We start from the raw sequence: 24,811 nt of genomic DNA, 5'->3' as shown, positions 1-24,811 counted from the left end.
CTTCGCAACTGTGTGGGGGAACAACGGATGCTCAACGGCCTTTGGCTTGGTTTTTTCTTGGTCGCGGCCATCTCCGCGCTGGCGCAATGGCTGGTAGGGGGCAATGCCGGTGTGTTCGCCGCCATGGTTGAAAGCATCTTCGCCATGGCCAAACTGTCGGTTGAAGTGATGGTGCTGCTGTTCGGCACCCTCACCCTCTGGCTGGGTTTCCTGAAGATTGCCGAGCAGGCCGGTATCGTTGAATGGTTGGCCAAGGTACTCGGCCCGCTGTTTGCCCGTCTGATGCCGGAAGTCCCACCTGGTCACCCGGCTCTGGGTCTTATCACCCTGAACTTCGCTGCCAATGGTCTGGGTCTGGATAACGCGGCCACTCCAATTGGTCTCAAGGCAATGCGCGCGCTGCAGGAGTTGAACCCCAGCTCGACCACCGCCAGTAACGCGCAGATCCTCTTTCTGGTGCTTAATGCTTCGTCTTTGACCCTGCTGCCGGTGACCATCTTCATGTACCGCGCCCAGCAAGGGGCTACCGACCCGACCCTGGTGTTCCTGCCGATCTTGCTGGCCACCAGCGCTTCGACCCTGGTCGGCCTGCTGTCGGTCGCGGTGATGCAGCGCCTGCGATTGTGGGATCCGGTGGTGCTTGCCTATTTGGTGCCCGGTGCCCTGCTGCTGGGTGGCTTCATGGCGTTTCTAGGCACGCTGTCGGCCACCGCGCTGGCCGGACTGTCGTCGATTCTCGGCAACCTCACGCTATTCGGCCTGATCATAGTGTTCTTGGTGATTGGTGCCTTCAAGCGGGTGAAGGTCTATGAAACCTTCGTGGAGGGCGCCAAGGAGGGCTTTGACGTCGCCAAGAGCCTGCTGCCCTATCTGGTTGCCATGCTGTGCGCAGTCGGCGTGCTGCGCGCCTCAGGCGCTCTGGAGCTGAGCCTGGATGGTATCCGCCATGTGGTGGAGTGGCTGGGGATGGACACGCGTTTTGTTGAGGGCCTGCCTACGGCGCTGGTCAAACCGTTCTCGGGCAGTGCCGCCCGGGCGATGTTGATTGAAACCATGCAGACACACGGGGTCGATAGCTTTCCGGCGCTGGTTGCCGCGACTATTCAGGGCAGCACCGAAACCACCTTCTATGTGCTGGCGGTGTATTTCGGTGCTGTCGGTATTCAGCGCGCCCGCCATGCGGTGGGGTGTGCGCTGCTCGCTGAGTTTGCCGGAGTGGTCGCGGCGATTTGCGTTTGCTACTGGTTCTTTGCCTGAAGCTGCGCCTGGTTGGCCTGGGCCAGGGTCCAGGCCACCAGTTGCGCCATCAGTTGGTCGCTGGCGCTGCCGAAGCCGTTGACCACGGCTGGCACTTGTTTGTCACTCACCGGCTGGCGCACTTCAAAGCGGCGACTGGCGAGAATACGCTGGCTACGCCCTTGTACCAGTCGCGCGTCATAGCGAATCACCACGGCCAGGCCGCTGGCACTGTACTCACTCTGGAAGGCTTGTAGCTCGCCTGCCAACTCATAGTCAGCCTGCAGGTTGCTGTCATCGGCACTCAGCCGAGGCACCCTGCCATCGCGCTGGAAGGCATCGAGCATACGGTTGCGTAGCAGCAAGGGTGCCGGGTCGCTCCAGCGTGCGCCTTTGTAGTTGCTGATGAGGTTGCCTTCGGGCACCACGGCGATCTTTGAATTGTTGAGAGTGTCACTGGCCAGCGGCTTGTTTATCCGCAGTGACCAGTTGGCTGCTGCGCTCGCAGGTGCTACCTGACTGGCGTGTGCCGAAGGCAGGCGATAAACGTCGGCAGGTTCGGCCTTGGGCAGAATCGAGCAAGCACTGCTGAGGCTCACCACCACAGCCAAGGCCAGAAAACGGCGGGTGCGACTCATGGCGTGAACTCCTTGTTGTTGTCACGGCCGAGCAGGTAGCCGCTTGGGTTGGCTTCCAGGCGCTGAGAAATGGCCTTCAGTGAATTGAGGGTCTCGCGCAGTTCACGGATGGCCGGGGCCAGTTGATTCAGGCCTTGCGCGCCACCGTCGAGGGCTTCGCGGTTGTCGTTAAGCAAACTGTTGATGGTTTCGGTGCTCTGCGCCAGCGACTGCATGGCCTGTTCGGCGCTGCCAAAGGCCTGCTTGCCCTGATTGCTGAGCAAGCCGTTGGCGTTGCGCATCAGCGCGCTGGTTTGTTCAAGCATGCTGCTGGCCTGGTTACCAACTTGGGTCAGTTGCTGGAGTGCCGTGCGGATATCGCCGCGTTGCTCGCTGAACGCCGCCGTGGTCTGCTCCAGGTGATTGAGGGTGTTGGTCAGGCTCTTGGCGTTGTCTTCGGAGAACAGCTGGTTGGCGTTGTGCACCAGCATGTTGATGTTAGTCAGCAGGTCACTGCCGTCATCGAGCAGCCGTGCGATAGGCGATGGTGACGCGACGATCACCGGCAGTTTACCGTCTTTGCCTTTGAGCTCCGGGCTTTCTGGCGTACCGCCACTGAGCTGAATGAATGAAGTGCCGGTGATGCCGGTCAATGTCAGCTTGGCCCGGGTATCTTCCTTGACCGGTGTGTCGGCGCTCAAACGCACGCGGGCGAGCACGCGGCGAGGGTCTTCGGGGTCCAGGCGCAGGCTGGTGACATCCCCCACCTTGATGCCGCTGTACTGCACCGAGCTGCCCCGGGACAGGCCGGACACCGCTTCGTTGAACACCACTTCGTAATCCTTGAAAGTGCTATCGACACTGGACTTGGTCAGCCACAGGCCGAACAACATGGCGCCGGTGACCACAATGACGGTGACCAGGCCGATCAGCACATGATGTGCACGGGTTTCCATCTCAAAGCTCCTTTGCCGCTGTGGCGGCCTGATACGCTGCACGACCACGCGGGCCGTGAAAGTATTCATGAATCCAGGCGTCGTCGGTGTCTTCGACCTGGGCAATCGGGCCCGCCACCAGTACCTTTTTCTGCGACAGCACCGCGACCCGGTCGGTGATGGTGTAAAGCGTGTCCAAGTCGTGGGTGATCAGGAACACACTCAGGCCCAAGGCATCGCGCAGGGTCAGAATCAATTGGTCGAAGGCCGCTGCCCCAATCGGGTCGAGGCCTGCGGTGGGTTCATCGAGAAACAGTATGTCTGGGTCCAGGGCCAAGGCCCGGGCCAGTGCGGCGCGTTTGATCATGCCGCCGGACAACGACGCGGGGTATTTGTCGGCAGCGGAGATCGGCAAGCCGGCCAGGGCCAGCTTGACCCCGGCCAGGTGCTCGGCATCAGCGCGGGACAGGCCGGCGTGCTCGATCAGCGGCAAGGCGACGTTCTCGGTGACGGTCAGTGATGAGAACAGCGCGCCCTTCTGGAATAGCACGCCAAAGCGACGTTCAACTTTCGAGCGCTGATCGTCGTTGAGGCCGCTGAGGTCTTGGCCAAACACTTTGACCTGGCCCTCGTTGGGGCGGCGCAGGCCAACGATACTGCGCAGCAATACGGATTTACCGCTACCAGAGCCGCCCACTACAGCCAGGATTTCGCCACGGTACAGATCCAGGTCCAGTTGTTCATGCACGCTTTGAGTGCCGAAGCGGTTGCAGATGCCGCGGGCCTCGATCACTGCCTCGCGGGTGTTGGGGGTTGTCTGGCTCACCAGCCCATCTCCATGAAGAACAACGCGGCCACCGCGTCCAAAACGATGACCACAAAGATCGATTGCACCACGCTGGAAGTGGTATGAGCCCCCACCGATTCGGCGCTGCCGCTAACCTTGAAGCCTTCCAGGCAACCAATAGCGGCGATCAGGAAGGCAAAGAACGGTGCTTTGGCCAGGCCGACCAGGAAGTGCTGAACCCCGATGTCGCTTTGCAACAAAGACAGAAACATGGCCGGTGAGATATCCAGCGACAAGGCGCACACCACTGCCCCACCGATAATGCCGCAGATCATCGCGACGAACGTCAGCAGTGGCAGCGCAATCAGCAGCGCCAGAACCCTGGGTACAACCAGCAGCTCGACCGGGTCCAGGCCCAGGGTACGAATAGCGTCGATTTCTTCGTTGGCTTTCATCGAGCCGATCTGCGCGGTAAAAGCGCTGGCAGTACGGCCAGCCATGAGAATGGCGGTGAGCAACACGCCGAATTCACGCAGGAAGGAAAAAGCCACCAGGTCGACCGTGAAGATACTGGCGCCAAACCCCGCCAGCACGGTCGCGCCGAGGAAGGCCACTACCGCACCTACCAGAAAGGTCAGCAGGGCAACAATCGGCGCGGCATCCAGGCCGGTTTGTTCAATATGGGCGACCACAGAAGTGACCCGCCAACGCTTCGGCTGAAACAGGCGTAGTACCAGGGTTTGCAGGATCAGGCCGATAAAACCCAGTACCTGCAAGGTATCTTGCCAGAGGGTGTCGACCGCACAGCCGATGCGGCTGAGCAACTGAATCAGCACTGATTTTTCAGGCTGCTTTTCGGGAATGCAGAAGTCTTGCACCGAGCAGTAGACCGTTTGCAGCAATGCCCGGCTCGCTTCTGGCAGTTGTGCGTTCTGGGCCAGGCGAGACAAGCGCTCAGAGCCTAGAAGATCGACCAGCAGTGCGGCACCGGCGGTGTCCAGGTGACCGAGCTGGTCGAGATCGACTTCAGTGCTCTGATCGTACTGGCCGATCAGGCTCTCGCTGGTGCGCTTGAGGCTGGCGTAGTTGGCCAGGGTCCAGTCACCGACAATGCGCAAGCGCGCAGGGTTGCTTGTAGTGTCCAGGGTTGCGCTGGCTTGTGTAGTCATAGGCTCCATGCAGTTCGACCGACGGTTCGCAGCTTCAGAGCATAGCGTTACTCGGTCTTTGCTGCTTGACCATCGTCAACCACCTTGAAACGCAGCACGCCGATGACCTGCCCATCTTCGGTCAGCACCCTGACCTGCCAGCGCCCGACCGGGTTGCCCGGGAAGTTCTGCTTGTGTGTCCAGGCTCGGTAGCCTTCCTTGCGCCCGCCGTGGATGTCCAGGGCGATGCGATCAACCTCTTTACCGTTAAATTGCCATACATGGTAAATCCGTTCGTTCAGCCCGCGTGGTGCATTGATGGCGGTAAAGGCATAAAGCCCGGCGCGCATTTCGCTCGCTTTGACTTCCTTCAGGCTTTTTCCGGGTGTGCGGTTCTCTACCTGGGTGCTGACGGCTACCTCGGTCATCCATAGCGTTGCAGGCGGCACCCAGGAACGCAGCATCCAGCCGCTGGCGCCCACCGCGAGGGTAATCACCACAAGCATCACACCACGCCGCCAGTGGCTGATCGGGAAGCTGCTGGCCAGGCTTGGGAATGACAGCAACATGGCAATGCCCAACGCCAGTTTGAAGCTCTGCGAAGTGGTCAGGTGCAGAATGATCGGTAGAGCGGTAAGCAACGCGGCGAACAGGGTCAGGGTGTGCAGGGCGAGGAACAGCCAGCGTCGCGGCGCGAGCCATTTGTAGTACAGCGGGTCGATGATCGATATCAGACCGGCTGCGCCGAGCAAACCGGTGAATACCATTTGGCCGCTGTTCCAGGTAGTGGTGACGAAAAAGAACGGCAGCACAAAGAACAGGCTTTCCTGATGGATCATCTGCGTGGCGTAGCGCAGCAATGGCTGCGGTATTTCACGCTTGAACACCTTGGCGAACAGTTGAGTGAAGGTGTTTTCCAGCATCAGCCAGATCCAGCTGATGAGCATGACGATGGCGATCCAGCTGGCCAGGCTTTCCTGGCGGTCGACCAGCATGAAGCTGGCAATACCTGAGATAAAGCCGCCAAGGGCGATGACGCCCGGATAGCGTTTGATCAGCTCGATCAAACGCTGAACGTAGTGAGGCATGAAGGTGTTCGCAGGGTGAGGTTCAAACCAGCACAGGATACGCTGGTTTGTAGGAGCGGGCTTGCCCCGCGATTGCAATTCAACTGACACACCGCTATCGCGGGACGTCAGCGACGCCGCCAGATCAGCCCGCCAACGATCAGAATCCCCAGCCCCAGCGCAATGAGCCCGTACAGCCCGTCATAACTGAGCAAAGGCTGTTCGATACGCACATAGCCGGGTTTGGCCAGCAACCGCTGCAAGGCCTGATTGGCATCTTTCAGGCTGACCCGGCGTAGGGTGCGCACCGGGTCGGCAAAGTGATCGTCGAGGTAATCGTTCAGGGCTCCCCAATAATAGTCCGCCAAGGCGGCGTTACCTTGGGTAGTCCAGGCTTCGCGGTCAATTGTGGCTTGTTTGACTCGCTCGAAGGTGGCCGGGTCCAGGCCATTTTTGCGCAGTCGTTCGAGCATATCGCTTAAAGCTTGCTCGGCCTGCGGGAGGTCTGCGCGATCAAGGTCGGCGTTAAGGCTCATCAATCCGGTGTCGCCGAAGCTTTCCCGCTGGGTGAACGGCCCATAAGACAAGCCGCGCTTAAGCCTCAACTCTTCATACAATTCCCAGTCCAGATAGCGCTGAAGCAAGTCGTAGGTCTGGCCGTGGTCGTTGTCCAGCACAGGTTCCAGGAAAAACCAGTGCAATCGGGCGCTGTCACCCAGCCAGCCGCGGGTCAGCGTTCGATGAACTTCGGCTTTCTTGGTGACACCATCCAGTGTCCGGCGTTCGCCCGGTTCGGCCGGTGGCAACTGGGCATAGGTGCGCTCCAGATAGGCCGGAAGCATGCGATCCAGGCCGCCGACGATGATCAGGCTCATGTTGTTGGCGGCATACCAGTGCTCTCGCACGTTATTCACCTGTTCCACGGTCATGTCAGCAACTGCCGAGCGTTCGGCGCATTTCAGCCCCAACTCCACCGCCAACTGGTCACTGGCACGATGGCCGAGGTCCTGGCGGTCGAGCCAGCGCTGCAAGTGTGTGTAGTGCCCGCCGTCTTCTCGCTCAACGATCTTCTTCGACAGCGCCAGGGTCTTTTCGTCGATGCGAGTGTCTTTAATCACGGCCAGCAACAGGTCGAGCACCCTGCGCAAGTTGCGCGAAGGCGCTTCGATGACGAATGTGGTGTCGGCGCTGCTGGTATAGGCGTTCCATTCACCGCCCAGGGCTTGCATGCGCGCCTCCAGGCCGCCTTCGCCACTGTCGTCGATACCACTGAACAATACGTGTTCGAGCAAGTGCGGCAGTTCTTGCTGCTCGCAGGGGAAGTCGTCGAAACCGACCCCAACCACCAGGCGAATCGACACATGGTTGCGTTCATAGCCCGGCTTGAGCAGCACCTGCAGGCCATTGGGCAGCAGGTAGCCTTCGACCTGTGAACGGTCGAGGGCAAAACTGGGCAAAGCGCCCAGTAGCAGGCACAGGAACATCAGGCAACGCATGGCGAGCTTCCTTGCGGGAGTTCTGGGGTAACGCTCAAGGTGAATGGGCATCGTCCGGCACACTGTCGAGCAGTAGGCCGCCGGTATCGGATCCGCCCAATACCACATAGGCACTGCTGCAAAACAAGGAGTTCAAACGCTTCATATCGGCAATCAGTTCCAGGTGCAAGGCACTGGTCTCGATACTTTGCAACACTTTACGTTGCAGTCGGCTGACATGGGCATGGGCGAGGCGCCGTTCCTGGGCGCGAAAACGACGTTTCTCCCGCAGTAGTTGGCGGGCACTCTCTGGGTCAGCGCTGAGAAACACCGACAGGCCAAGGCGCAGGTTGGCGAGTAACTGGCTGTGCAACCCGGTCAACTCTTCCAGACCGACGTCAGAGAACTCCCGGCGTTGGGAAGTTTTTTGCTGCTGTACCTTGCGCAACATACGTTCGATCAGGTCACTGGCCAGCTTGAGGTTGATCGCTAGCTCAATGATCTCGGCCCAACGCTTGCTGTCCTGGGCGCTCAAGTCTTCGCGGGGCATCTGCGCCAGGTACAGTTTGATTGCGTTGTTCAGCGCTTCAACATCTTCGCCCAGGCTGCGCACTTGCTGGGTCATTGCCGTCTGGGTGCCGAGCAGCACACTGTGCATGGCATCGAGCATGTTATCGACCAAGTCACCCACCCGCAGGGTTTCGCGTACGGCGTTGGCCAACGCCAGGCTGGGAGTACTGAGAGCGGCGGGGTCCAGATGGCGTGGCCGGGCGCGACCGTTGACCTCTTCCCGTTCTGGCAGCAACCAACTGCAAACGCGTGCCATGGGCGTGACCGTCGGCAGCATAATCAGGCAGCGCAGGCTGTTGTAGAGCAGGTGGAAGCCAATCACCAGTTCCTGGGCACTGAAACTTAAGGAGTCCATCCAGTGCACCAGCGGATCGAGCACCGGGATGATCAGCACCAGGCCGATCAGTTTGTACAACAGGCTGCCCAAGGCCACTTGGCGACCGGCCGCGTTCTGCATGCTGGTGCTGAGAAACGCCAACAGGCCACTGCCGATGTTGGCGCCAATCACCAGACCGATGGCCACCGGCAAACTGATCAGGTCGGCGCCAGCCAGGGTCGCGGTGAGCAGGACGGCAGCCAGGCTGGAATAAGAAACCAGCGCAAACAGCGCACCGACCAGGGCGTCGAGGAGGATATCTCCGGTCAGTGAGGCGAACAGGACTTTTACACCCTGCGCCTGAGTAATCGGAGCGGCGGCTTCGACGATCAGTTGCAGGGCAAGGATGATCAGGCCAAGGCCGATGCCTACGCGGCCCAGTTGCCCGGCGCGGGTCTGCTTGCGGGAAAGGAAAAAGATCACCCCGAGGAAGATCAGCAGCGGTGACAACCAGGACAGGTCGAAGGTCAGCACCCGCGCCATCAGCGCCGTACCAACATCGGCGCCAAGCATGATTGCCAGGGCCGGGGTCAGGGTCATCAGGCCCTGGCCGACAAACGAGGTCACCAGCATCGCCGTGGCGTTGCTGCTCTGGACCATGGCCGTCACTAGGATCCCGGCAATGAAAGCCAGTGGGCGCTTGGCCATGTTCTGGCTCAGCACACGTCGCAGGTTAGAGCCGTAAACCCGCAGGATACCGGTACGCACAATGTGTGTGCCCCAGATCAACAGCGCCACGGCGGAAAGCAGATTGAGCAGGGTCAGCATTGAACAGGCCCCCTGTTGACCGCGCCCCAGCGGGGCAAATGGATGATGCCGTGAGCCTGGCCTGATCGCAGGCGGTTTTTACCAGTGCTCACTTAAGCTTTAGTTGGCCCAAAGGCTTGGCGCCAGCATCGCATAGCTAACGCAGGCGTTGAAACAATACTGTCATGAAAACAAACGAAAAAAGGGCCCGTTCAGGCCCTTTTTCTAGACGCTCCAGATTACTGACCCGGAATATCCTTGCGAAGTTTCACCGGTTCGCCTTGTTCCTGGTTTTTCTTCCGGGCCATGGCCGTGCGCATCTTGATGTTGATGGCCTCGACTGCCAGGGAGAATGCCATGGCGAAGTACACGTAGCCTTTTGGCACATGCACATCGAACGCTTCGGCGATCAGCACGGTACCCACCACGATCAGGAACGACAGGGCGAGCATCTTCAGCGAAGGGTGCTTGTCGATGAAGTTACTGATGGTGCCGGCGCAGAGCATCATCACCAGTACGGCAACTACGATCGCGGCGATCATTACCGGGACGTGGGAAACCATACCGACTGCGGTGATTACCGAATCCAGCGAGAACACGATGTCGATGATGGCAATCTGGATGATGGTGTAGAGGAACTTGCCGCCTGCGCCGCTAGGCGCATCGTGGGTTTCATCTTCACCTTCCAGGCCATGGTAAATCTCCTGGGAACTCTTCCACAGCAGGAACAGGCCACCGAAGAACAAGATCAGGTCACGTCCGGAAATGCCCTGGTCGAACACCACGAACAGGTCGGCCGTCAGGCGCATGACCCACGTGATCGATAGCAACAGCAGAATACGCGTGACCATGGCCAGGGCCAGGCCGAAAATCCGGGTGCGTTGCTGCATGTGCTTGGGCATGCGGCTGACCAGGATCGAGATCATGATGATGTTGTCGATGCCGAGAACGATCTCAAGAGCCGTCAAGGTAAAAAAGGCAACCCAGATTTCTGGGCTGGTCAGCCATTCCATGTGTATTCCTTCGCGCAATCAGTGCAGAGCGCCCGGGCGAAGGGCGTCTCTGCGGTTAGATGAAACCGTAGTCTTATACGCTGCTGAACAGAGGGAAAATTCCCATCATCAGCGCGGCGAACATTATGCACAGGCAGACCAGTACTGCCCACTTCAGGGTGAAGCGTTGATGATCGCCGAAGTCGATACCGGCCAAGGCCACCAGCAGATAGGTAGAGGGTACCAGCGGGCTGAGCAAGTGGACGGGTTGGCCGACGATCGACGCCCGGGCCATTTCCACTGGCGAAATACCGTAATGGCTGGCCGCTTCGGACAGCACGGGCAGCACGCCGTAGTAGAAGGCATCGTTGGACATGAAGAAGGTAAACGGCATGCTGACGATTGCAGTGATCACCGCCAGGTAAGGGCCCAGGGCTTCAGGAATCACCGCCAGCAGGCTCTTGGACATGGCCTCGACCATGCCGGTACCGGAGAGAATACCGGTGAAGATACCCGCTGCGAAAATCAGCCCGACTACTGCTAGAACGTTGCCGGAGTGGGCGGCAACGCGCTCTTTCTGCATTTGCAGGCATGGGTAGTTGACGATCATGGCGATACTGAATGCGACCATGAACAGTACAGGCAGTGGCAGCAGGCCTGCGACCAGGGCAACCATCAATGCTGCAGTCAGGGCGCCGTTGAACCAGATCATTTTCGGGCGACGCGCATCGGGGAACTGCGAAACGCTGATCTCGCTGTGGTTGATCTCGTCACCCGGCAGGTGCAATTCGCCTAGGCGAGCACGTTCACGCTTACCGTACATGTAGGCGATGGCCAAAATTGCCAGCACGCCAGCCAGCATCGCCGGGATCATTGGAACGAAGACGTCCGACGGGTCGACATGCAGGGCGCTGGCCGCGCGGGCCGTTGGGCCGCCCCACGGCGTCATGTTCATGACCCCGCCCGCCAGAATGATCAGGCCGGCCATGATGCGTGGGCTCATGCCCAGGCGGCTGTACAGCGGGAGCATGGCTGCGACGCAGATCATATAAGTCGTGGCGCCGTCACCGTCCATCGACACAACCAGTGCCAGCACGGCGGTACCCACCGATACTTTCAACGGGTCGCCTTTGACCATCTTGAGGATCTTGCGCACGGCCGGGTCAAATAGACCGGAGTCAATCATCAGGCCGAAGTACAGGATGGCGAACATCAACATCACCCCGGTCGGGGCCAGTTTGGTGATGCCTTGCAGCATCATTGGGCCGATATCGCCCGAAAAGCCGCCGAACAGGGCGAACAGAATCGGTACCAGAATCAGGGCGATCAAGGCCGACAGGCGCTTGGTCATGATCAGGTACATGAAGGTGATGACCATGGCAAAGCCGAGGAAGGTCAGCATAGGAGTACTCCAGGCGTATCGCGTCGAATGGGGAACGAGTCGGGCGGATCAGCGCGCAGGGCGCGGCGCATGGAATAACGGAGGGCGTGCAGCGAGGAGGCGGTTGTAAGCGAACATCAGAATCACCATTGTTGTTGTTCATTGGGCCGGGTGCTGCGCAAGGAGGCAGGTGCGTCGGCTGACCGGTCTGTGCCGGTAGTGGAGGCAATCCTAAGGTGACAAGCTTTCAGCCAGCTTTCGCTGGCCGTCAGGCGACGAGAGGTGCATTGTGAGTGTTTGGCGAAGTGCCAGGAGGGACAGGCGATGCAACAGATGTACGAGGGCGGTTGCCATTGCGGCGCCTTGAGGTACCGGGTCAAGGGGCCTCTGACAGACGTTGCCCACTGTCATTGTTCAGTGTGCCGGCGTGTCAGCGGTGGTTTGCTGGTCACCTGGGCCACCCTGCCCTGCAGTGATTTCCAGTGGCTGAGCGGCACGCCTCAGTGCTACGACTCGTCGCCCAGTTGCGTGCGCTACTTCTGTAGCCGCTGCGGCAGCCACTTGGCCCTGACCACAGACCTGAGCCCGGAAACCATCGACATCACCATTACCACCCTTGATCAGCCTGAAGTGGCCCAGCCGAAAAAGCATATCTGGACCACTAGCCGTTTACCGTGGCTGCACTTGGACGAACACCTGCCGGGTGAAGGCGAAGAGACCCTCTAGCGATTCAGACTCAAGGTAACTGCAGCCCGCCTGCTGCCTTGTGTAGGGCGCGCAAGTGTTCACCGACCTGCTTGATGTTGGCCTCGACGGCATTGATTTCCGCCGCCCGGGTCGGGCCCAGCAGTGCCCGAACTTCCTTGTCGAGATCGGTAGTAAGCGACTGTAGCTGTTGCTGGCGTTGAGTGGACTCTCGGATCAGCAATTGCTGTTCGCTGGCTTGTGGCAAACCGTAGCCGTGGTTGCCCAGCAGCTCCGCTGGCCTGCTGAGGAAGCCGCTATTGGCGAGAATCTGCTGCAAGGTGCCATTGGCCTTGGAGACGCTGGCATCGTTGGCTTCCCGCCCGCTGAGGTAGCGCTGCTTGACCTCCTCTTGGGCCAACAGCAATTGCTGGCGCAAGCTGGCTTGTTCCAGCAGGAGCAAGGCTGCGCTGGTGCGTAGATCGGCACGCTCAAACCACTGCTGGCGTTGCTTGGCAGATTGTTCAAGCCAAGCTTCGACGGTGTCTTGAGGAATCGGCAGCTGCTTTTTCAGTACCAGGAACATGGCCTGGTAGCGGTCGCGGTAAGAATCGAATCGGTACCCCAGGCGCAGTGCTTCGCGCGGATCATCAAGCACGCTGGTATCGGCCAGGCCACGCCCTTGCAACACTTCGAGCAGACCGTTGGGCATGATGTTGTCCAGGTCTGTCAGGCGCGGGTTGGCGGTGCCGCTACGCAGCAGCTTCAGGGTTTCGACTGCACAGTTGTTGGACAGGAAATAGTAATTACCGTCGTAGCTCCAATGCATCTCGGCCGCCTGGCGTACCAGGTTTTCCAGTTCGTTGCGATTGAGCTTGAGTGGAATGGAGGCGAGGCTGCGCAGTTCGGTCTTGGTGTACTCGTCAATGACCTGGGCCAAGGGCAGGACAAACAGGCGCGACGGGTAGGCGCCCGTCAGCCCGCCCCAGCTCGATAGCTGTACATCGTTGACGAAGGCGCGATACGACAGCACCAAGTGCTGGTCGAGGTCGAGGCGGCAGTCAGGGCCGCGAGGTCGCCCGGGGGCGCAGATAACCAGGCGCAACATGCTGTGCCCCCAGCGGCTGACCAGATTCTGGTTGGCTTCCGCCAGCAGGTAGTCGACGGAGTAGACCCGTTCCGGATCGATTTCACCCAAGGGGGCCTTGGCAAAATCGTTGCCGGCATTGAGGAACGGCAACGCCTGTGGGCAGGCCGGATGCTCCGGCGCCCAGTCGAAATGTGCTTTCAGGTAGCTGTGCAAAGCGGGCCGACGGCAGGCGAAGCTTGGGTCCAGGAGGAAGTACTCCATATTGACCGCAATGAATTCCTTGGGGCTGCTCAGCTCATAAGTGTCTGGGCTACGGGCCACCTGACGGTTGTGCTGTTCACGCTCCCCTCGCCTGCCGACATATTGCGGCCAACCGGCAAGGTCGAGCAGGCGCGGATCATCGCTGAGGGTGAAGCGTCGTTCGGTTTGCCCGCGACATTCTTCGGGCAGCCCGACCTTGCCTTGGCTGCTCAATTGTCGGGTGCAGCGGCTGATCAACTGGCGATCGGTGCCTTGCCAGAGGCGCGCTCGATCATAGATATGGGTCAACTCGTGCAGCACGGTGGCCAGTAGCTCCTGGCGCACTGTGCCATGGGGGCGACCGGTTTTGCTGGTGGCTGCGCTGCCATCGGTGAGTGCAGGCAGTAGCTGGCGATTCAGTTCCAGGGTAGATACCAGCGATGCCTGGCCATAGGCATCATCCGGCATCTTTGTACCCCAGCTCACCCGGATTTTACGGTCAAGCCGGGCCTTGAAGCTGGGCGGCAACGCCTGCATAGCTTCGTCCAGAAGCGCCTGAGTGGCATGTTGCTGTGCAGGTTCAAGGCCATCAGTCTGGAGTTGCAGCTGCAGGTCGGCCAACACAGGGCTGCCCAATAGCGTCAGGAGGCTACCGAGCAGCCAGGCGCGCAGGGATTTCACAGGGCAAGAATGGCTTCGGCCAGGACCTGATCGCTGGCTTCGCGTGCTTCAGGCACGCGCTGGCGCAGGGTGTCGAACGCGGACTCGAGCTGCGAACCACGAATTTCACCGTTGCTGGCGACGTAGCTGGCGGCGTCGTCACGGGCTTCACGCACGACTTTGGAGTCACGGATGGAGGTCGTGGTGTCGGACGTGAAGTCGATCGAGCGGCCGAACGCACGAACGATGATATTGCTGGTGGCCACCAGGGTTTGTGCCTGGGCTACATCGGCCAGCAACATAAGGCCAAGGGTGGCGGCAATCAGCGGGTTACGCATGGAGCATCTCCGGAAGAACAAGGGTAATCATTGGACGAGAATTGCCTGCGCCAGTTCAAGGTCGCTGGCATGAAGTTGGTAGTTGGCCTGACGAACCCGGTGCAGGGCGGCTTGCAATCGGGCGCCGCGCATTTGGCCATCACTGGCGACAAACAGGGCGGCATCGTCCTGAGCATCCCGCAGCAGTTTGCGATCGAAGGGTGCTGAGGTCACCTTGCTGGTGACGTAACCACTGACGACAAGGTTGGCGGTGGTGAGGTCCAGGGCTTGAGCGGAACCGCTCCAGCACACTACAAACAACAGCAATGTCGGATAACGCATGGGTCTCGTTAGGCTGGTGAATCACACGGCAAGGCTATCCCAATGCGCTGGCAAGGGCCAGCGCAGGGCATCCGGCTTCTTTGCATGTTGTTACATGATTGAAGCCAGATTCAGACGTTACTTACAGGGCCAGGATAGCCTGGGCCAGCTGAGCATCGCTGGCTTGCAGGTTCGGGGCCTGTTGACGAATGTGGGAGAAAGCACTTTCAAGTTTCACACCGCGGATGTCGCCCTGGCTGGCAACGAAGCTGGCAGCGTCATCGCGAGCAGCGCGTACGATCTTGTCGTCACGGAACGAAGAAGAAACGTCGGAGGTTGCATCGGTGGACGCCGCAACACCGCGAACGATGGTGTCAGTGGTGACGACGAAGCTGGTGGCGTTGGCAGTAGAAGCCAGAGTGAGCACCAGTGCGGCGCCAAGCAAGCGTGTACGGAACATGGTCGATCTCCTGATTGGACGGGCTCTTTGTGTCAGACGCACGCACAGCTGGTTGCGCTACTTTTACCGAGCTGGGTGCTGTAAGGGTATCACGCGTTGAGCGACTGCGAGTTGGACAAGGTAACAGCGAAATTTATCAACTGTACCTGTGAAAAATAACTCTTTACGAACTGTACCTGTAAAGTAGGCAACCGCTCTATTCCGGGGCTCCAGAATGACAAAACCCGTCAGCAGCGACCTGCGACGGGTTTTGTGGAATTCGGGGGGCCGGCCTTGGCCGGCGCGCCCTGCTTAACGCCAGAACGGCTTGCTCAGCTCTTCGTAGCGTTGTGCTTCGCTGATGCCTGCGTCGGCCAGCAGACGCGAATCCAGGCGGGCCAACTGGTGGCGGCTGGCGATGCGGCGTTGCCACAGCATCAGGTTAGCCAGCAGGCGCAGTGGCAGCGCGGCCTTGGATTGTTTTTCGGAGCGTTCAAAAACCAGATCGGAACTGAGGGTACGTTCCATGATGTCATCCTTCCGCTTGTGGCGGCATTAGGTAGTGATTTAACTGGTGCCAATGATCCTCCTCTATTGGCCATAACAGTAGATACAGTTCATCTACATTGTGATGGGCCAGTTAACTGTTTTACGGCACTGTTGCACTCGAAACAGACGCAACTGTACCGGTCTGCACCGATTTGATGCATTTTTGTTCAGGAGATGGTCGCGGGAAAGGAAAAACGGGGCTAAATCACCGGTACAGTAGAACAGTTTGTGTTTTCAAACTGTACCAATGTGTCAGCCGGTGGACATTGCGCACCACCGGCTGATCACTGTGCGGTCTTAGCTGGCGAGCATACGACCGGTTTCTTCCAGGTTTTCGTGCCAGGCCAGCGCTTCGCGCAGGATGTGCGGCGTATGGCCGCCACGCTCGCAGGCACGGCTGAAGTAATCGTTCAGCGCTTCGCGATAGTCTGGGTGCACACAGTTGTCGATGATCACGCGGGCACGTTCACGTGGTGCCAGGCCACGCAGATCGGCCAGACCTTGTTCGGTCACCAGGATGTCGACGTCATGCTCGGTGTGGTCGACGTGGCTGACCATCGGCACCACACTGGAAATCGCACCGCCCTTGGCAATGGACTTGGTGACGAAGATCGCCAGGTGGGCATTACGCGCGAAGTCGCCGGAACCGCCGATGCCGTTCATCATCCGTGTGCCACAGACATGCGTGGAGTTGACGTTGCCGTACAGGTCGAACTCAAGGGCGGTGTTGATGCCGATGATACCCAGGCGACGCACCACTTCCGGGTGGTTGGAGATTTCCTGAGGACGCAATACCAGCTTGTCTTTGTAACGCTCCAGGTTGCCGAAGACGTCGGCGTTACGACGGCTCGACAGGGTAATGGAACTGCCCGAGGCGAAGCTCAGCTTACCGGCGTCGATCAGGTCGAAGGTCGAATCCTGCAGTACTTCGGAGTACATGGTCAGGTCTTCGAACGGCGAATCGATCAGGCCGCACATGACGGCGTTGGCAATGCTGCCGATACCGGCTTGCAGCGGGCCGAGTTTGTTGGTCATGCGCCCTGCTGCCACTTCTTGCTTGAAGAAGTTGATCAGATGGTTGGCGATGCCTTGGGTTTCATCATCCGGCGGCAGCACGGTAGATGGCGAATCTGGCTGCTCGGTGATGACGATGCCGACAATCTTGGCCGGGTCGATCGGGATCGCGGTGCTACCGATGCGGTCATCGACTTTTACCAGCGGGATCGGCGTACGGGTAGGTCGGTAGGTCGGGATGTAGATGTCGTGCAGGCCTTCCAGGTTGGCATTGTGTGCCATGTTGATCTCGACGATCACCTGTTTGGCGAAAATGGCGAAGCTGGCCGAGTTGCCTACCGAGGTGGTCGGTACGATGTGGCCTTGTTCGGTGATGGCTACTGCCTCGATGACTGCGATGTCCGGCAGCTTCAGTTGCTGGTTGCGCAGTTGTTCCACGGTTTCCGACAGATGCTGGTCGATGAACATGACCTTGCCATCGTTGATGGCCTTGCGCAGGGTGCTGTCGACCTGGAATGGCATGCGGCGCGCCAGGACGCCGGCTTCGGTCAGTTCCTTGTCCAGGTCGTTGCCCAGGCTGGCGCCGGTCATCAGGCTGATTTGCAGCGGTGATTGCTTGGCACGTTCGGCCAGTGCATGGGGCACAGCCTTGGCTTCGCCGGCGCGGGTGAAACCGCTCATGCCGACGGTCATGCCGTCCTCGATCAGGCCAGCGGCATCAGCCGCACTCATTACCTTGCTGTGCAGGGAGGACAAGCGGATACGATCACGGTACATGGATTGTTATCTCAGGCTACTAAAGCTAGATGCGCAGTCTAGTGATTTAGCAGCTCGGCGTCCCGCGACCAAGGTCGAATGCCAGGCCATGAAATAGAGCCTTCTGTCGGCGGGCCGGGCATTAAAAAGCCCCAGCCGGTACCGCGCTGGGGCTAATTGTCACAGGCCTGAATCGACTCAGTCGACAGCCTTGACCATGTCTTCGATGACCTTCTTGGCGTCACCGAAAACCATCATGGTTTTGTCCAGATAGAACAATTCGTTATCAAGGCCCGCATAGCCGCTGGCCATGGAGCGCTTGTTGACGATGATGGTCTTGGCTTTGAACGCTTCAAGAATCGGCATGCCAGCGATAGGCGACTTCGGATCGTTCTTCGCCGCTGGGTTGACCACGTCGTTGGCACCCAGCACCAACACCACGTCGGCCTGGCCGAATTCGGAGTTGATGTCTTCCATCTCGAACACCTGGTCGTACGGTACTTCGGCTTCTGCCAGCAGTACGTTCATGTGCCCGGGCATGCGCCCTGCTACCGGGTGGATCGCGTAACGCACCGTTACACCGTTGTGGGTCAGCTTCTCGGTCAGTTCTTTGAGTGCGTGCTGAGCACGGGCTACCGCCAGACCGTAGCCAGGCACAATGATCACCGAGTCGGCGTTGCTCAGCAGGAAGGTAGCGTCGTCGGCCGAACCGGATTTCACTGGACGGGCTTCTTGCGCACCGGCTGGGCCGCCTGCATCTGCCGCACCACCGAAGCCACCGAGAATCACGTTGAAGAACGAACGGTTCATCGCCTTGCACATAATGTACGAGAGGATCGCACCGGACGAACCGACCAGAGAGCCGGCGATGATCAGCATCGAGTTGTTCAGCGAGAAACCGATACCAGCCGCCGCCCAGCCCGAATAGCTGTTGAGCATCGACACCACCACCGGCATGTCGGCTCCACCAATCGGGATGATGATCAACACACCCATGACGAACGCCAGGATCAGCATCAGGGCAAAAGCACTGTAGCTACCGGTAAAGGTGAAGATCAGGCCGAGGCCGATGGTTGTCAGGCCGAGGATCAAGTTCAGCTTGTGCTGGCCATTGAACTGTACCGGTGCGCCCTGGAACAGTCGGAACTTGTACTTGCCAGACAGTTTGCCGAAGGCAATGACCGAACCGGAGAAGGTGATCGCGCCAATGGCCGCGCCGAGGAACAGCTCCAGGCGGTTACCGGTCGGGATTGGGTCGCTGATGCTGGAGACAATGCCCAGCGACTGCGGCTCAACCACTGCAGCAATGGCAATGAATACCGCTGCCAGACCGATCATGCTGTGCATGAAGGCAACCAGCTCAGGCATCTTGGTCATTTCAACGCGTTTAGCCATGATCGAGCCAGCCGTGCCGCCGACCAGTAGGCCGACGATCACATAACCGATGCCATCAGTAGCCAGTTCCGCTCCCAGCTTGTAGATCAAGCCGACAGTGGTGACGATTGCCAGGGCCATGCCCAGCATGCCGAACAGGTTGCCGCGACGCGACGTGGTCGGATGCGAAAGCCCCTTCAGCGCCTGGATGAAGCACACCGAGGCGACGAGGTAGAGAAGTGTTACCAGGTTCATGCTCATTTACTGCTTCCCCTCAGCCTTTGCGGCCTTCTTCTTGAACATCTCCAGCATGCGCCGGGTGACGAGGAATCCACCGAATACGTTGACCGCTGCCAGGGCAACCGCCAGAGTGCCCATGACCTTGCCCAGAGGGGTTACGGTCAGGGCCGCAGCCAGCATGGCGCCGACGATGACGATGGCAGAAATGGCGTTGGTGACCGCCATCAGAGGGGTGTGCAGTGCTGGGGTGACGTTCCAGACCACGTGATAACCGACATAGATCGCCAGCACGAAAATGATCAGGTTATAGACGCCGTGAGAGATCAGCATGTCTTCCATTGTCTGGCTCCTTATCCGTTCTTGCGGATGATCTGGCCGTCGCGGCACATCAGGCACGCGGCGACGATATCGTCTTCGAGGTTGATCACCAGCTGTCCGTCCTTGTCGAACAGCAGCTTCATGAAGTCGAGCAGGTTGCGGGCATAGAGCGCCGAGGCGTCAGCACCTACCTGCGCAGGCAGATTGGTCGGGCCGACGATGGTCACGCCCTGCTCTACCACCACCTGGTCGGCGACGGTCAGCGGGCAGTTGCCACCCTGAGCGGCCGCGAGGTCAATGACCACCGAACCTGGCTTCATTTGCGCAACGGTTTCTGCGCTGAGCAGAGTTGGTGCCTTGCGCCCTGGGATCAGTGCGGTGGTGATGACGATATCGGCCTGCTTGGCGCGCTCGTGCACGGCTTGAGCCTGGCGTTGCATCCAGCTGGCAGGCATCGGGCGGGCATAACCACCGACACCTTCGGCACATTCGCGTTCTTCGTCGGTCTCGTAGGGCACATCGATGAACTTGGCACCCAGCGACTCGATCTGCTCTTTAACCGCTGGACGCACGTCCGAGGCTTCGATCACTGCACCCAGGCGCTTGGCCGTGGCAATGGCCTGCAGACCGGCAACGCCTGCACCCAGAATCAACACGCGAGCGGCTTTTACGGTGCCGGCGGCGGTCATCAGCATCGGCATGAAGCGCGGATAGTGATGAGCTGCCAGCAGCACGGCCTTGTAGCCAGCAATGTTGGCTTGCGAAGACAACACGTCGAGGCTCTGCGCCCGAGAGGTGCGCGGTGCCGCTTCCAGGGCGAAGGCGGTAATACCGCATTCAGCCATCTTGGCGATGTTGTCGTTGTTGAACGGGTTGAGCATACCCACCAGAACGGTGCCGCTCTTGATCAGGGACAGTTCGCTATCGTTGGGAGCCACAACTTTCAAAATCAGTTGTGCACCAAACGCATCGGCAGCGCTGCCAATAATGGCGCCTGCTGCTTCATAAGCACTGTCCGGAACGCTGGCATTGGTGCCGGCGCCACTTTGGACGGTGACTTTATGCCCCTGACCAATCAGCTTTTTGATGGTTTCCGGGGTTGCAGCAACCCGTGTTTCGCCCGTCTGCGTTTCGAGAGGAACACCAATGTGCACGTCAAATCTCCTGCGTGATCTTTTGTTGGTAAACCAGCGCACTGCGGATGGTGCGTCTGGGGCGGCCGATCAGCACGATCCCGCCGAATTCAGGCGGGGCGCGGCATTTTGCAGGTGATTGCTGAATTGCATCAACCGGTTTTGAAGGGTGACGGCATTCAAACTACAAGTCACCCTGTGACCGTATGTCGCAATAACAGGCTTCGAGCCCGTCAAATACGGGCATTAGGGAGATTACGTTAATTTTTGAAAAGATTCCGCCGATTTTTCTGAAACCTGTAATAAAAACGCGATTTATGCGGTGAAAGCCGCATGAAACAAAGGGGTAATGGGTTTTTGAGCGGCGTCAAAACAGTTATATGAAATGCGACATTTCCTTATATCTGTAGGGTGAATATTTTGCTGACTACGGGGTCAGGTTATAGCTATCATCCTTATGCGCTGCGGTATAGCGCTCTGCTTGGTCGAGCAGCCAATCGCGAAATGCACGTAACGAGGCCGATTCGACCTTGCGCTCCGGAATCATCAAGTAATAGGCCTTGATGCTTGACAGGCCGTGACGATTCGCCACAACCAAGCGCCCCTCTGCCAATTCGCGTTGAATCAGGAACGGTGGAATCAGCGCTACACCCATCTCATGCATAGCCGCTTGTGCCAGCATCGAGAATAGCTCATAGCGAGGGCCGGTCATGTCGCGTGTAACGTGCATGTCCAGGCTGTTGAACCATTGGCGCCAGGCATAAGGGCGCGTGGTTTGCTGGAGCAGCGGCATCTGGGCGATCTGCCTGGCGTCGAGGTGCCCTGCTCCCTCCAGTAAGTTCGGGCTGCACACGGGGACCGGGCTTTCGCTCATCAGACGGTGGGCATGAGTACCTGACCAGTCGGCATCGCCAAAATAGATCGCGGCGTCGAAGGGTGTGTCAGCAAACAGAAAAGGCCGTGTGCGGTTGGTCAGGTTGACCGTGACGTCCGGGTGGCGCTGCTGGAAGTCTTTGAGCCTAGGCAGCAGCCATTGGGTGCCGAAGGTCGGTACCACCGCGAGCTCGATCACATTGGCACCCTGCTGCCTCATAACCGACAAGGTGTCGCGCTCTACTGCGTCCAGCTGCGTGGCCACCTGGCGGCTGTAGGAGAGCCCGGCTTCGGTGAGCTTTACCCCGCGGCGTGAACGACGGAACAGCTCTACGTTGAGAAACTCCTCCAGCCCGGCGATTTGCCGACATACGGCGCCTTGCGTGAGGGACAGTTCTTGCGAAGCCTTGGTAAAGCTCTCGTGGCGGGCGGCGGCTTCAAAACAAACCAGGGCTGCGGTGCTGGGGATCTTCCGACGCATGTACATCAACCTCACTAATAAGGCTTGAAGATGGGCTTTTAGCTCATTACGGAGTGAGAAATTATCACAAGACTATGCGTATTCCTCGTTTGTCTCGTCGGCCGATCAGGCCTAGGATCAATGCACAACAACTCTGGTCCCATCTTTCGAGGATTCACTCATGGCCGGTAAAGCAAGCTTCAACTGGATCGACCCGCTGCTGCTGGACCAGCAGCTCACTGAAGAAGAGCGCATGGTGCGTGACAGCGCTTATCAGTTCGCCCAGGACAAGTTGGCGCCGCGCGTACTGGAAGCATTCCGCCATGAGCAAACCGACCCGAAGATCTTCCGCGAGATGGGTGAAGTCGGTCTGCTAGGCGCCACCATCCCAGAGCAGTACGGTGGCAGCGGCCTCAACTACGTTTGCTATGGCTTGATTGCGCGTGAAGTTGAGCGCATCGATTCCGGCTATCGCTCGATGATGAGTGTGCAGTCTTCGCTGGTCATGGTGCCGATCAACGAGTTCGGGTCTGAAGCCACAAAACAGAAGTACCTGCCTAAGCTGGCCAGCGGTGAGTGGATCGGCTGCTTCGGTCTGACCGAGCCTGACCATGGTTCCGATCCAGGCTCGATGATCACCCGGGCGAAGAAAGTCGACGGTGGCTACCGCCTGACCGGCAACAAAATGTGGATTACCAACAGCCCGATCGCTGATGTATTTGTAGTGTGGGCCAAGGACGATGCTGGCGATATCCGCGGTTTCGTATTGGAGAAAGGTTGGCAAGGCCTCACCGCTCCTGCGATTCACGGCAAGGTGGGCCTGCGTGCGTCCATCACCGGTGAAATCGTTATGGACAACGTTTTCGTTCCGGAAGAAAACATGTTCCCGGAAGTGCGCGGTTTGAAAGGCCCGTTCACCTGTCTGAACTCGGCGCGTTATGGCATCTCCTGGGGCGCCTTGGGTGCCGCAGAAGCGTGCTGGCACACCGCTCGCCAGTACACCCTGGACCGTAAGCAGTTTGGTCGCCCTCTGGCCGCCAATCAGTTGATCCAGAAGAAGCTGGCCGACATGCAGACCGAGATCACCCTCGCCCTGCAAGGTTGCCTGCGCCTCGGCCGGATGAAAGACGAAGGCACCGCTGCAGTTGAAATTACCTCGATCATGAAGCGCAACTCCTGTGGCAAGGCCCTGGATATCGCCCGTTTGGCGCGTGACATGCTGGGTGGCAACGGCATCTCTGATGAGTTCGGCGTAGCTCGTCACCTGGTCAACCTGGAAGTGGTTAATACCTACGAAGGTACCCACGACGTGCATGCGCTGATTCTTGGTCGCGCACAAACTGGCATCCAGGCCTTCTACTAATAAGGAGCCAGCCCATGGGCGCGCTATCTCATCTGCGGGTGCTTGATCTGTCGCGAGTGCTGGCCGGGCCATGGGCCGGGCAGATCCTCGCTGACCTTGGGGCCGAAGTAATCAAGGTCGAGCGTCCGGGAACCGGCGATGACACGCGCGCCTGGGGGCCGCCCTTCCTCAAGGACGCCTATGGTGAGAACACCACCGAGGCGGCTTACTACCTGTCGGCCAACCGTAACAAGCGTTCGGTGACTATCGACTTCACTCAGCCTGAAGGTCAGCGCTTGGTGCGTGAGCTGGCGGCGAAGTCTGATGTGGTCATCGAGAACTTTAAAGTAGGTGGCCTGGCTGCCTACGGCCTGGACTACGAAAGCCTGAAGGCCATCAACCCACAGCTTATCTACTGTTCGATCACGGGCTTCGGCCAGACCGGGCCGTATGCCAAGCGTGCCGGTTACGACTTTATGATTCAGGGGTTGGGCGGCCTGATGAGCCTGACAGGGCGCCCTGAAGGCGAAGAAGGTGCCGGGCCGGTCAAGGTTGGTGTGGCACTGACGGATATTTTGACGGGGCTGTATTCCACCGTGGCGATTCTGGCAGCACTTGCCAACCGCGACCATGGTGGCCAGGGGCAGCACATCGACATGGCGTTGCTCGACGTTCAGGTCGCGTGCCTTGCCAATCAGGCCATGAACTACCTGACTACCGGTACAGCACCACGGCGTTTGGGTAATGCCCATCCCAATATCGTGCCTTACCAGGACTTCCCGACTGCTGATGGTGATTTCATCCTCACCGTGGGCAATGACGGTCAATTTCGCAAGTTCGCTGAAGTGGCTGGGCAGCCGCAATGGGCGGACGACCCGCGTTTTGCTACTAATAAGCAACGGGTGGCTAATCGTGCCGAACTGATTCCGCTGATCCGCCAGGCGACGGTGTTCAAAACCACCGCTGAATGGGTGGCCCAGTTGGAGAAGGCAGGCGTGCCATGCGGGCCGATCAATGATCTGGCGCAGATGTTTGCCGATCCTCAGGTCAAATCCCGAGGGTTGGCTATTGAGATACCACATCCGCTGGCGGGCAAGGTGCCGCAAGTGGCTAGCCCTATACGTCTCTCCGAGACGCCGGTGCAGTACCGCAATGCACCACCGCTACTCGGCGAACACACTGAGCAGGTGCTGGGTGAGGTGCTGGGATTGCCGGCGTCAGAGATTGAACGCCTGCGTTCGGGTGGAGTGCTTTAAGCGGCAAGCTATCAGCTTCAAGCTGCAAGTAGGTGTACGCCCGCCTTTACTTGCAGCTCCAAGCTTGCTGCTTATAGCCAAAACGCCCCCGCCGAAACAAAATTGAAATAAGTGCTTGACGCCCCCTCAGATCTCTCTATAATTCGCCCCACTTCCGGCGCAGTCGGAACGGAAAACTCCTTGAGATTCAATGAGTTAGATGTTCCAGGTGGTGCTGGAAGGGCTTCGATCGAAAGATCGGCAGCGGTGAAAAAGGTGGTTGACAGCGAATTGAAACGCTGTAGAATTCGCCTCCCGCTGACGAGAGATCGCAGCGAGTTAAGCGGTTGAAGTTGAAAGAGAAATTCTGAAAAACTTCAAAATAAACGCTTGACACACTCTGAGGAAAGCGTAGAATGCGCGCCTCGGTTGAAG

At 59.0% G+C, this 24,811-nt stretch carries 23 protein-coding genes; 4 read left to right on the top strand and 19 right to left on the bottom strand.

Annotation, left to right across the window (positions count from 1 at the left end; translation table 11 throughout):
* Positions 1-27: 27 nt before the first annotated feature.
* Complete coding sequence (locus E1573_RS10645) at positions 28-1,257, top strand: nucleoside recognition domain-containing protein (protein ID WP_133213399.1); 1,230 nt, start codon at positions 28-30, stop codon at positions 1,255-1,257.
* Here E1573_RS10645 and E1573_RS10640 read toward each other — a convergent pair.
* The 9 genes from E1573_RS10640 to E1573_RS10600 form a co-directional block, all read right to left on the bottom strand.
* Positions 1,239-1,874 carry an ABC-type transport auxiliary lipoprotein family protein gene (locus tag E1573_RS10640; protein WP_133213397.1) on the bottom strand — a complete coding sequence of 212 codons (636 nt, stop codon included), beginning with the start codon at positions 1,872-1,874 and terminating at the stop codon, positions 1,239-1,241. The two genes, E1573_RS10645 and E1573_RS10640, sit on opposite strands and share 19 nt — an antisense overlap.
* The gene (locus E1573_RS10635) at positions 1,871-2,809 is read right to left on the bottom strand and encodes an MlaD family protein (RefSeq protein WP_133213395.1); all 939 of its coding nucleotides are present in this window, start codon (positions 2,807-2,809) and stop codon (positions 1,871-1,873) included. The genes E1573_RS10640 and E1573_RS10635 overlap by 4 nt, the downstream gene beginning before the upstream one ends.
* Position 2,810: 1 nt before the next feature.
* Complete coding sequence (locus E1573_RS10630; protein ID WP_371925159.1) at positions 2,811-3,581, bottom strand: ABC transporter ATP-binding protein; 771 nt, start codon at positions 3,579-3,581, stop codon at positions 2,811-2,813.
* A 29-nt stretch (positions 3,582-3,610) separates the two neighbouring features.
* Complete coding sequence (locus E1573_RS10625; RefSeq protein ID WP_133213391.1) at positions 3,611-4,753, bottom strand: ABC transporter permease; 1,143 nt, start codon at positions 4,751-4,753, stop codon at positions 3,611-3,613.
* Positions 4,754-4,791: 38 nt separating this feature from the next.
* On the bottom strand, positions 4,792-5,811 hold the full coding sequence (locus E1573_RS10620; RefSeq protein ID WP_133213389.1) for a DUF5924 family protein: 1,020 nt from the start codon (positions 5,809-5,811) through the stop codon (positions 4,792-4,794).
* A gap of 107 nt (positions 5,812-5,918) precedes the next feature.
* Positions 5,919-7,286: a pitrilysin family protein gene (locus E1573_RS10615; RefSeq protein ID WP_133213387.1), complete on the bottom strand. Its 1,368-nt coding sequence runs from the start codon at positions 7,284-7,286 to the stop codon at positions 5,919-5,921.
* Between the two features lie 34 nt (positions 7,287-7,320).
* Positions 7,321-8,979 carry a Na/Pi cotransporter family protein gene (locus E1573_RS10610; RefSeq protein WP_133213385.1) on the bottom strand — a complete coding sequence of 553 codons (1,659 nt, stop codon included), beginning with the start codon at positions 8,977-8,979 and terminating at the stop codon, positions 7,321-7,323.
* Positions 8,980-9,197: 218 nt separating this feature from the next.
* A complete protein-coding gene (locus tag E1573_RS10605) occupies positions 9,198-9,971 on the bottom strand; it encodes a TerC family protein (RefSeq protein ID WP_133213383.1) in 774 nt (257 codons plus the stop codon).
* Positions 9,972-10,044: 73 nt separating this feature from the next.
* On the bottom strand, positions 10,045-11,352 hold the full coding sequence (locus tag E1573_RS10600; RefSeq protein WP_133213381.1) for a CitMHS family transporter: 1,308 nt from the start codon (positions 11,350-11,352) through the stop codon (positions 10,045-10,047).
* A 303-nt stretch (positions 11,353-11,655) separates the two neighbouring features.
* Between E1573_RS10600 and E1573_RS10595 the strand changes: the two genes are divergently transcribed.
* A complete protein-coding gene (locus E1573_RS10595; protein ID WP_133213379.1) occupies positions 11,656-12,057 on the top strand; it encodes a GFA family protein in 402 nt (133 codons plus the stop codon).
* 10 nt (positions 12,058-12,067) lie between these two features.
* Here E1573_RS10595 and E1573_RS10590 read toward each other — a convergent pair whose 3' ends face one another.
* The 10 genes from E1573_RS10590 to E1573_RS10545 form a co-directional block, all read right to left on the bottom strand.
* Positions 12,068-14,026 carry a DUF4105 domain-containing protein gene (locus E1573_RS10590; RefSeq protein ID WP_133213377.1) on the bottom strand — a complete coding sequence of 653 codons (1,959 nt, stop codon included), beginning with the start codon at positions 14,024-14,026 and terminating at the stop codon, positions 12,068-12,070.
* The gene (locus E1573_RS10585; protein ID WP_133213375.1) at positions 14,023-14,343 is read right to left on the bottom strand and encodes a DUF2388 domain-containing protein; all 321 of its coding nucleotides are present in this window, start codon (positions 14,341-14,343) and stop codon (positions 14,023-14,025) included. Before E1573_RS10585 ends, E1573_RS10590 begins: the two co-directional genes overlap by 4 nt.
* Positions 14,344-14,370: 27 nt before the next feature.
* Complete coding sequence (locus tag E1573_RS10580; protein ID WP_133213373.1) at positions 14,371-14,664, bottom strand: DUF2388 domain-containing protein; 294 nt, start codon at positions 14,662-14,664, stop codon at positions 14,371-14,373.
* Positions 14,665-14,785: 121 nt separating this feature from the next.
* Complete coding sequence (locus E1573_RS10575; RefSeq protein WP_133213371.1) at positions 14,786-15,103, bottom strand: DUF2388 domain-containing protein; 318 nt, start codon at positions 15,101-15,103, stop codon at positions 14,786-14,788.
* 291 nt (positions 15,104-15,394) lie between these two features.
* Positions 15,395-15,610 (bottom strand): DUF1127 domain-containing protein, encoded by a 216-nt coding sequence (locus tag E1573_RS10570; protein ID WP_133213369.1) that lies wholly within the window; start codon positions 15,608-15,610, stop codon positions 15,395-15,397.
* A 318-nt stretch (positions 15,611-15,928) separates the two neighbouring features.
* Positions 15,929-17,422 (bottom strand): acetyl-CoA hydrolase/transferase family protein, encoded by a 1,494-nt coding sequence (locus E1573_RS10565; RefSeq protein ID WP_133213367.1) that lies wholly within the window; start codon positions 17,420-17,422, stop codon positions 15,929-15,931.
* Positions 17,423-17,599: 177 nt separating this feature from the next.
* A complete protein-coding gene (locus E1573_RS10560; protein ID WP_133213365.1) occupies positions 17,600-19,036 on the bottom strand; it encodes an NAD(P)(+) transhydrogenase (Re/Si-specific) subunit beta in 1,437 nt (478 codons plus the stop codon).
* Positions 19,037-19,354 (bottom strand): NAD(P) transhydrogenase subunit alpha, encoded by a 318-nt coding sequence (locus E1573_RS10555; protein ID WP_133213363.1) that lies wholly within the window; start codon positions 19,352-19,354, stop codon positions 19,037-19,039. It abuts the gene before it with no gap.
* Between the two features lie 11 nt (positions 19,355-19,365).
* Positions 19,366-20,487, bottom strand: a complete 1,122-nt coding sequence (locus E1573_RS10550; RefSeq protein WP_133213361.1) for a Re/Si-specific NAD(P)(+) transhydrogenase subunit alpha — start codon at positions 20,485-20,487, stop codon at positions 19,366-19,368.
* A 406-nt stretch (positions 20,488-20,893) separates the two neighbouring features.
* A complete protein-coding gene (locus tag E1573_RS10545; protein WP_133213359.1) occupies positions 20,894-21,820 on the bottom strand; it encodes a LysR family transcriptional regulator in 927 nt (308 codons plus the stop codon).
* 160 nt (positions 21,821-21,980) lie between these two features.
* On the opposite strand from E1573_RS10545, the gene E1573_RS10540 reads away from it, so the two are divergent.
* Positions 21,981-23,162 carry an acyl-CoA dehydrogenase gene (locus E1573_RS10540; protein ID WP_133213357.1) on the top strand — a complete coding sequence of 394 codons (1,182 nt, stop codon included), beginning with the start codon at positions 21,981-21,983 and terminating at the stop codon, positions 23,160-23,162.
* A gap of 14 nt (positions 23,163-23,176) precedes the next feature.
* Positions 23,177-24,397: a CaiB/BaiF CoA-transferase family protein gene (locus E1573_RS10535; protein WP_133213355.1), complete on the top strand. Its 1,221-nt coding sequence runs from the start codon at positions 23,177-23,179 to the stop codon at positions 24,395-24,397.
* The last annotated feature ends 414 nt before the right edge of the window (positions 24,398-24,811 follow it).

The sequence above is a fragment of the Pseudomonas sp. H9 genome, assembly GCF_004353925.1.
Taxonomy (GTDB): domain Bacteria; phylum Pseudomonadota; class Gammaproteobacteria; order Pseudomonadales; family Pseudomonadaceae; genus Aquipseudomonas.
The sequence above is the reverse complement of the archived record's forward strand: the minus strand, read 5'-3'. Positions and strand labels throughout refer to the sequence as shown.

Excerpts from the sequence above, each read along its gene's own strand:
- E1573_RS10610 (WP_133213385.1), bottom strand. The coding sequence starts at position 8,979 with ATGCTGACCCTGCTCAATCTGCTTTCCGCCGTGGCGCTGTTGATCTGG.
- E1573_RS10615 (WP_133213387.1), bottom strand. The coding sequence starts at position 7,286 with ATGCGTTGCCTGATGTTCCTGTGCCTGCTACTGGGCGCTTTGCCCAGT.
- E1573_RS10545 (WP_133213359.1), bottom strand. The coding sequence starts at position 21,820 with ATGCGTCGGAAGATCCCCAGCACCGCAGCCCTGGTTTGTTTTGAAGCC.
- E1573_RS10580 (WP_133213373.1), bottom strand. The coding sequence starts at position 14,664 with ATGCGTTATCCGACATTGCTGTTGTTTGTAGTGTGCTGGAGCGGTTCC.
- E1573_RS10595 (WP_133213379.1), top strand. The coding sequence starts at position 11,656 with ATGCAACAGATGTACGAGGGCGGTTGCCATTGCGGCGCCTTGAGGTAC.
- E1573_RS10645 (WP_133213399.1), top strand. The coding sequence starts at position 28 with ATGCTCAACGGCCTTTGGCTTGGTTTTTTCTTGGTCGCGGCCATCTCC.
- E1573_RS10555 (WP_133213363.1), bottom strand. The coding sequence starts at position 19,354 with ATGGAAGACATGCTGATCTCTCACGGCGTCTATAACCTGATCATTTTC.
- E1573_RS10600 (WP_133213381.1), bottom strand. The coding sequence starts at position 11,352 with ATGCTGACCTTCCTCGGCTTTGCCATGGTCATCACCTTCATGTACCTG.
- E1573_RS10625 (WP_133213391.1), bottom strand. The coding sequence starts at position 4,753 with ATGGAGCCTATGACTACACAAGCCAGCGCAACCCTGGACACTACAAGC.
- E1573_RS10605 (WP_133213383.1), bottom strand. The coding sequence starts at position 9,971 with ATGGAATGGCTGACCAGCCCAGAAATCTGGGTTGCCTTTTTTACCTTG.
- E1573_RS10565 (WP_133213367.1), bottom strand. The coding sequence starts at position 17,422 with ATGTACCGTGATCGTATCCGCTTGTCCTCCCTGCACAGCAAGGTAATG.
- E1573_RS10640 (WP_133213397.1), bottom strand. The coding sequence starts at position 1,874 with ATGAGTCGCACCCGCCGTTTTCTGGCCTTGGCTGTGGTGGTGAGCCTC.
- E1573_RS10560 (WP_133213365.1), bottom strand. The coding sequence starts at position 19,036 with ATGAGCATGAACCTGGTAACACTTCTCTACCTCGTCGCCTCGGTGTGC.
- E1573_RS10570 (WP_133213369.1), bottom strand. The coding sequence starts at position 15,610 with ATGGAACGTACCCTCAGTTCCGATCTGGTTTTTGAACGCTCCGAAAAA.
- E1573_RS10635 (WP_133213395.1), bottom strand. The coding sequence starts at position 2,809 with ATGGAAACCCGTGCACATCATGTGCTGATCGGCCTGGTCACCGTCATT.
- E1573_RS10620 (WP_133213389.1), bottom strand. The coding sequence starts at position 5,811 with ATGCCTCACTACGTTCAGCGTTTGATCGAGCTGATCAAACGCTATCCG.
- E1573_RS10575 (WP_133213371.1), bottom strand. The coding sequence starts at position 15,103 with ATGTTCCGTACACGCTTGCTTGGCGCCGCACTGGTGCTCACTCTGGCT.
- E1573_RS10535 (WP_133213355.1), top strand. The coding sequence starts at position 23,177 with ATGGGCGCGCTATCTCATCTGCGGGTGCTTGATCTGTCGCGAGTGCTG.
- E1573_RS10540 (WP_133213357.1), top strand. The coding sequence starts at position 21,981 with ATGGCCGGTAAAGCAAGCTTCAACTGGATCGACCCGCTGCTGCTGGAC.
- E1573_RS10585 (WP_133213375.1), bottom strand. The coding sequence starts at position 14,343 with ATGCGTAACCCGCTGATTGCCGCCACCCTTGGCCTTATGTTGCTGGCC.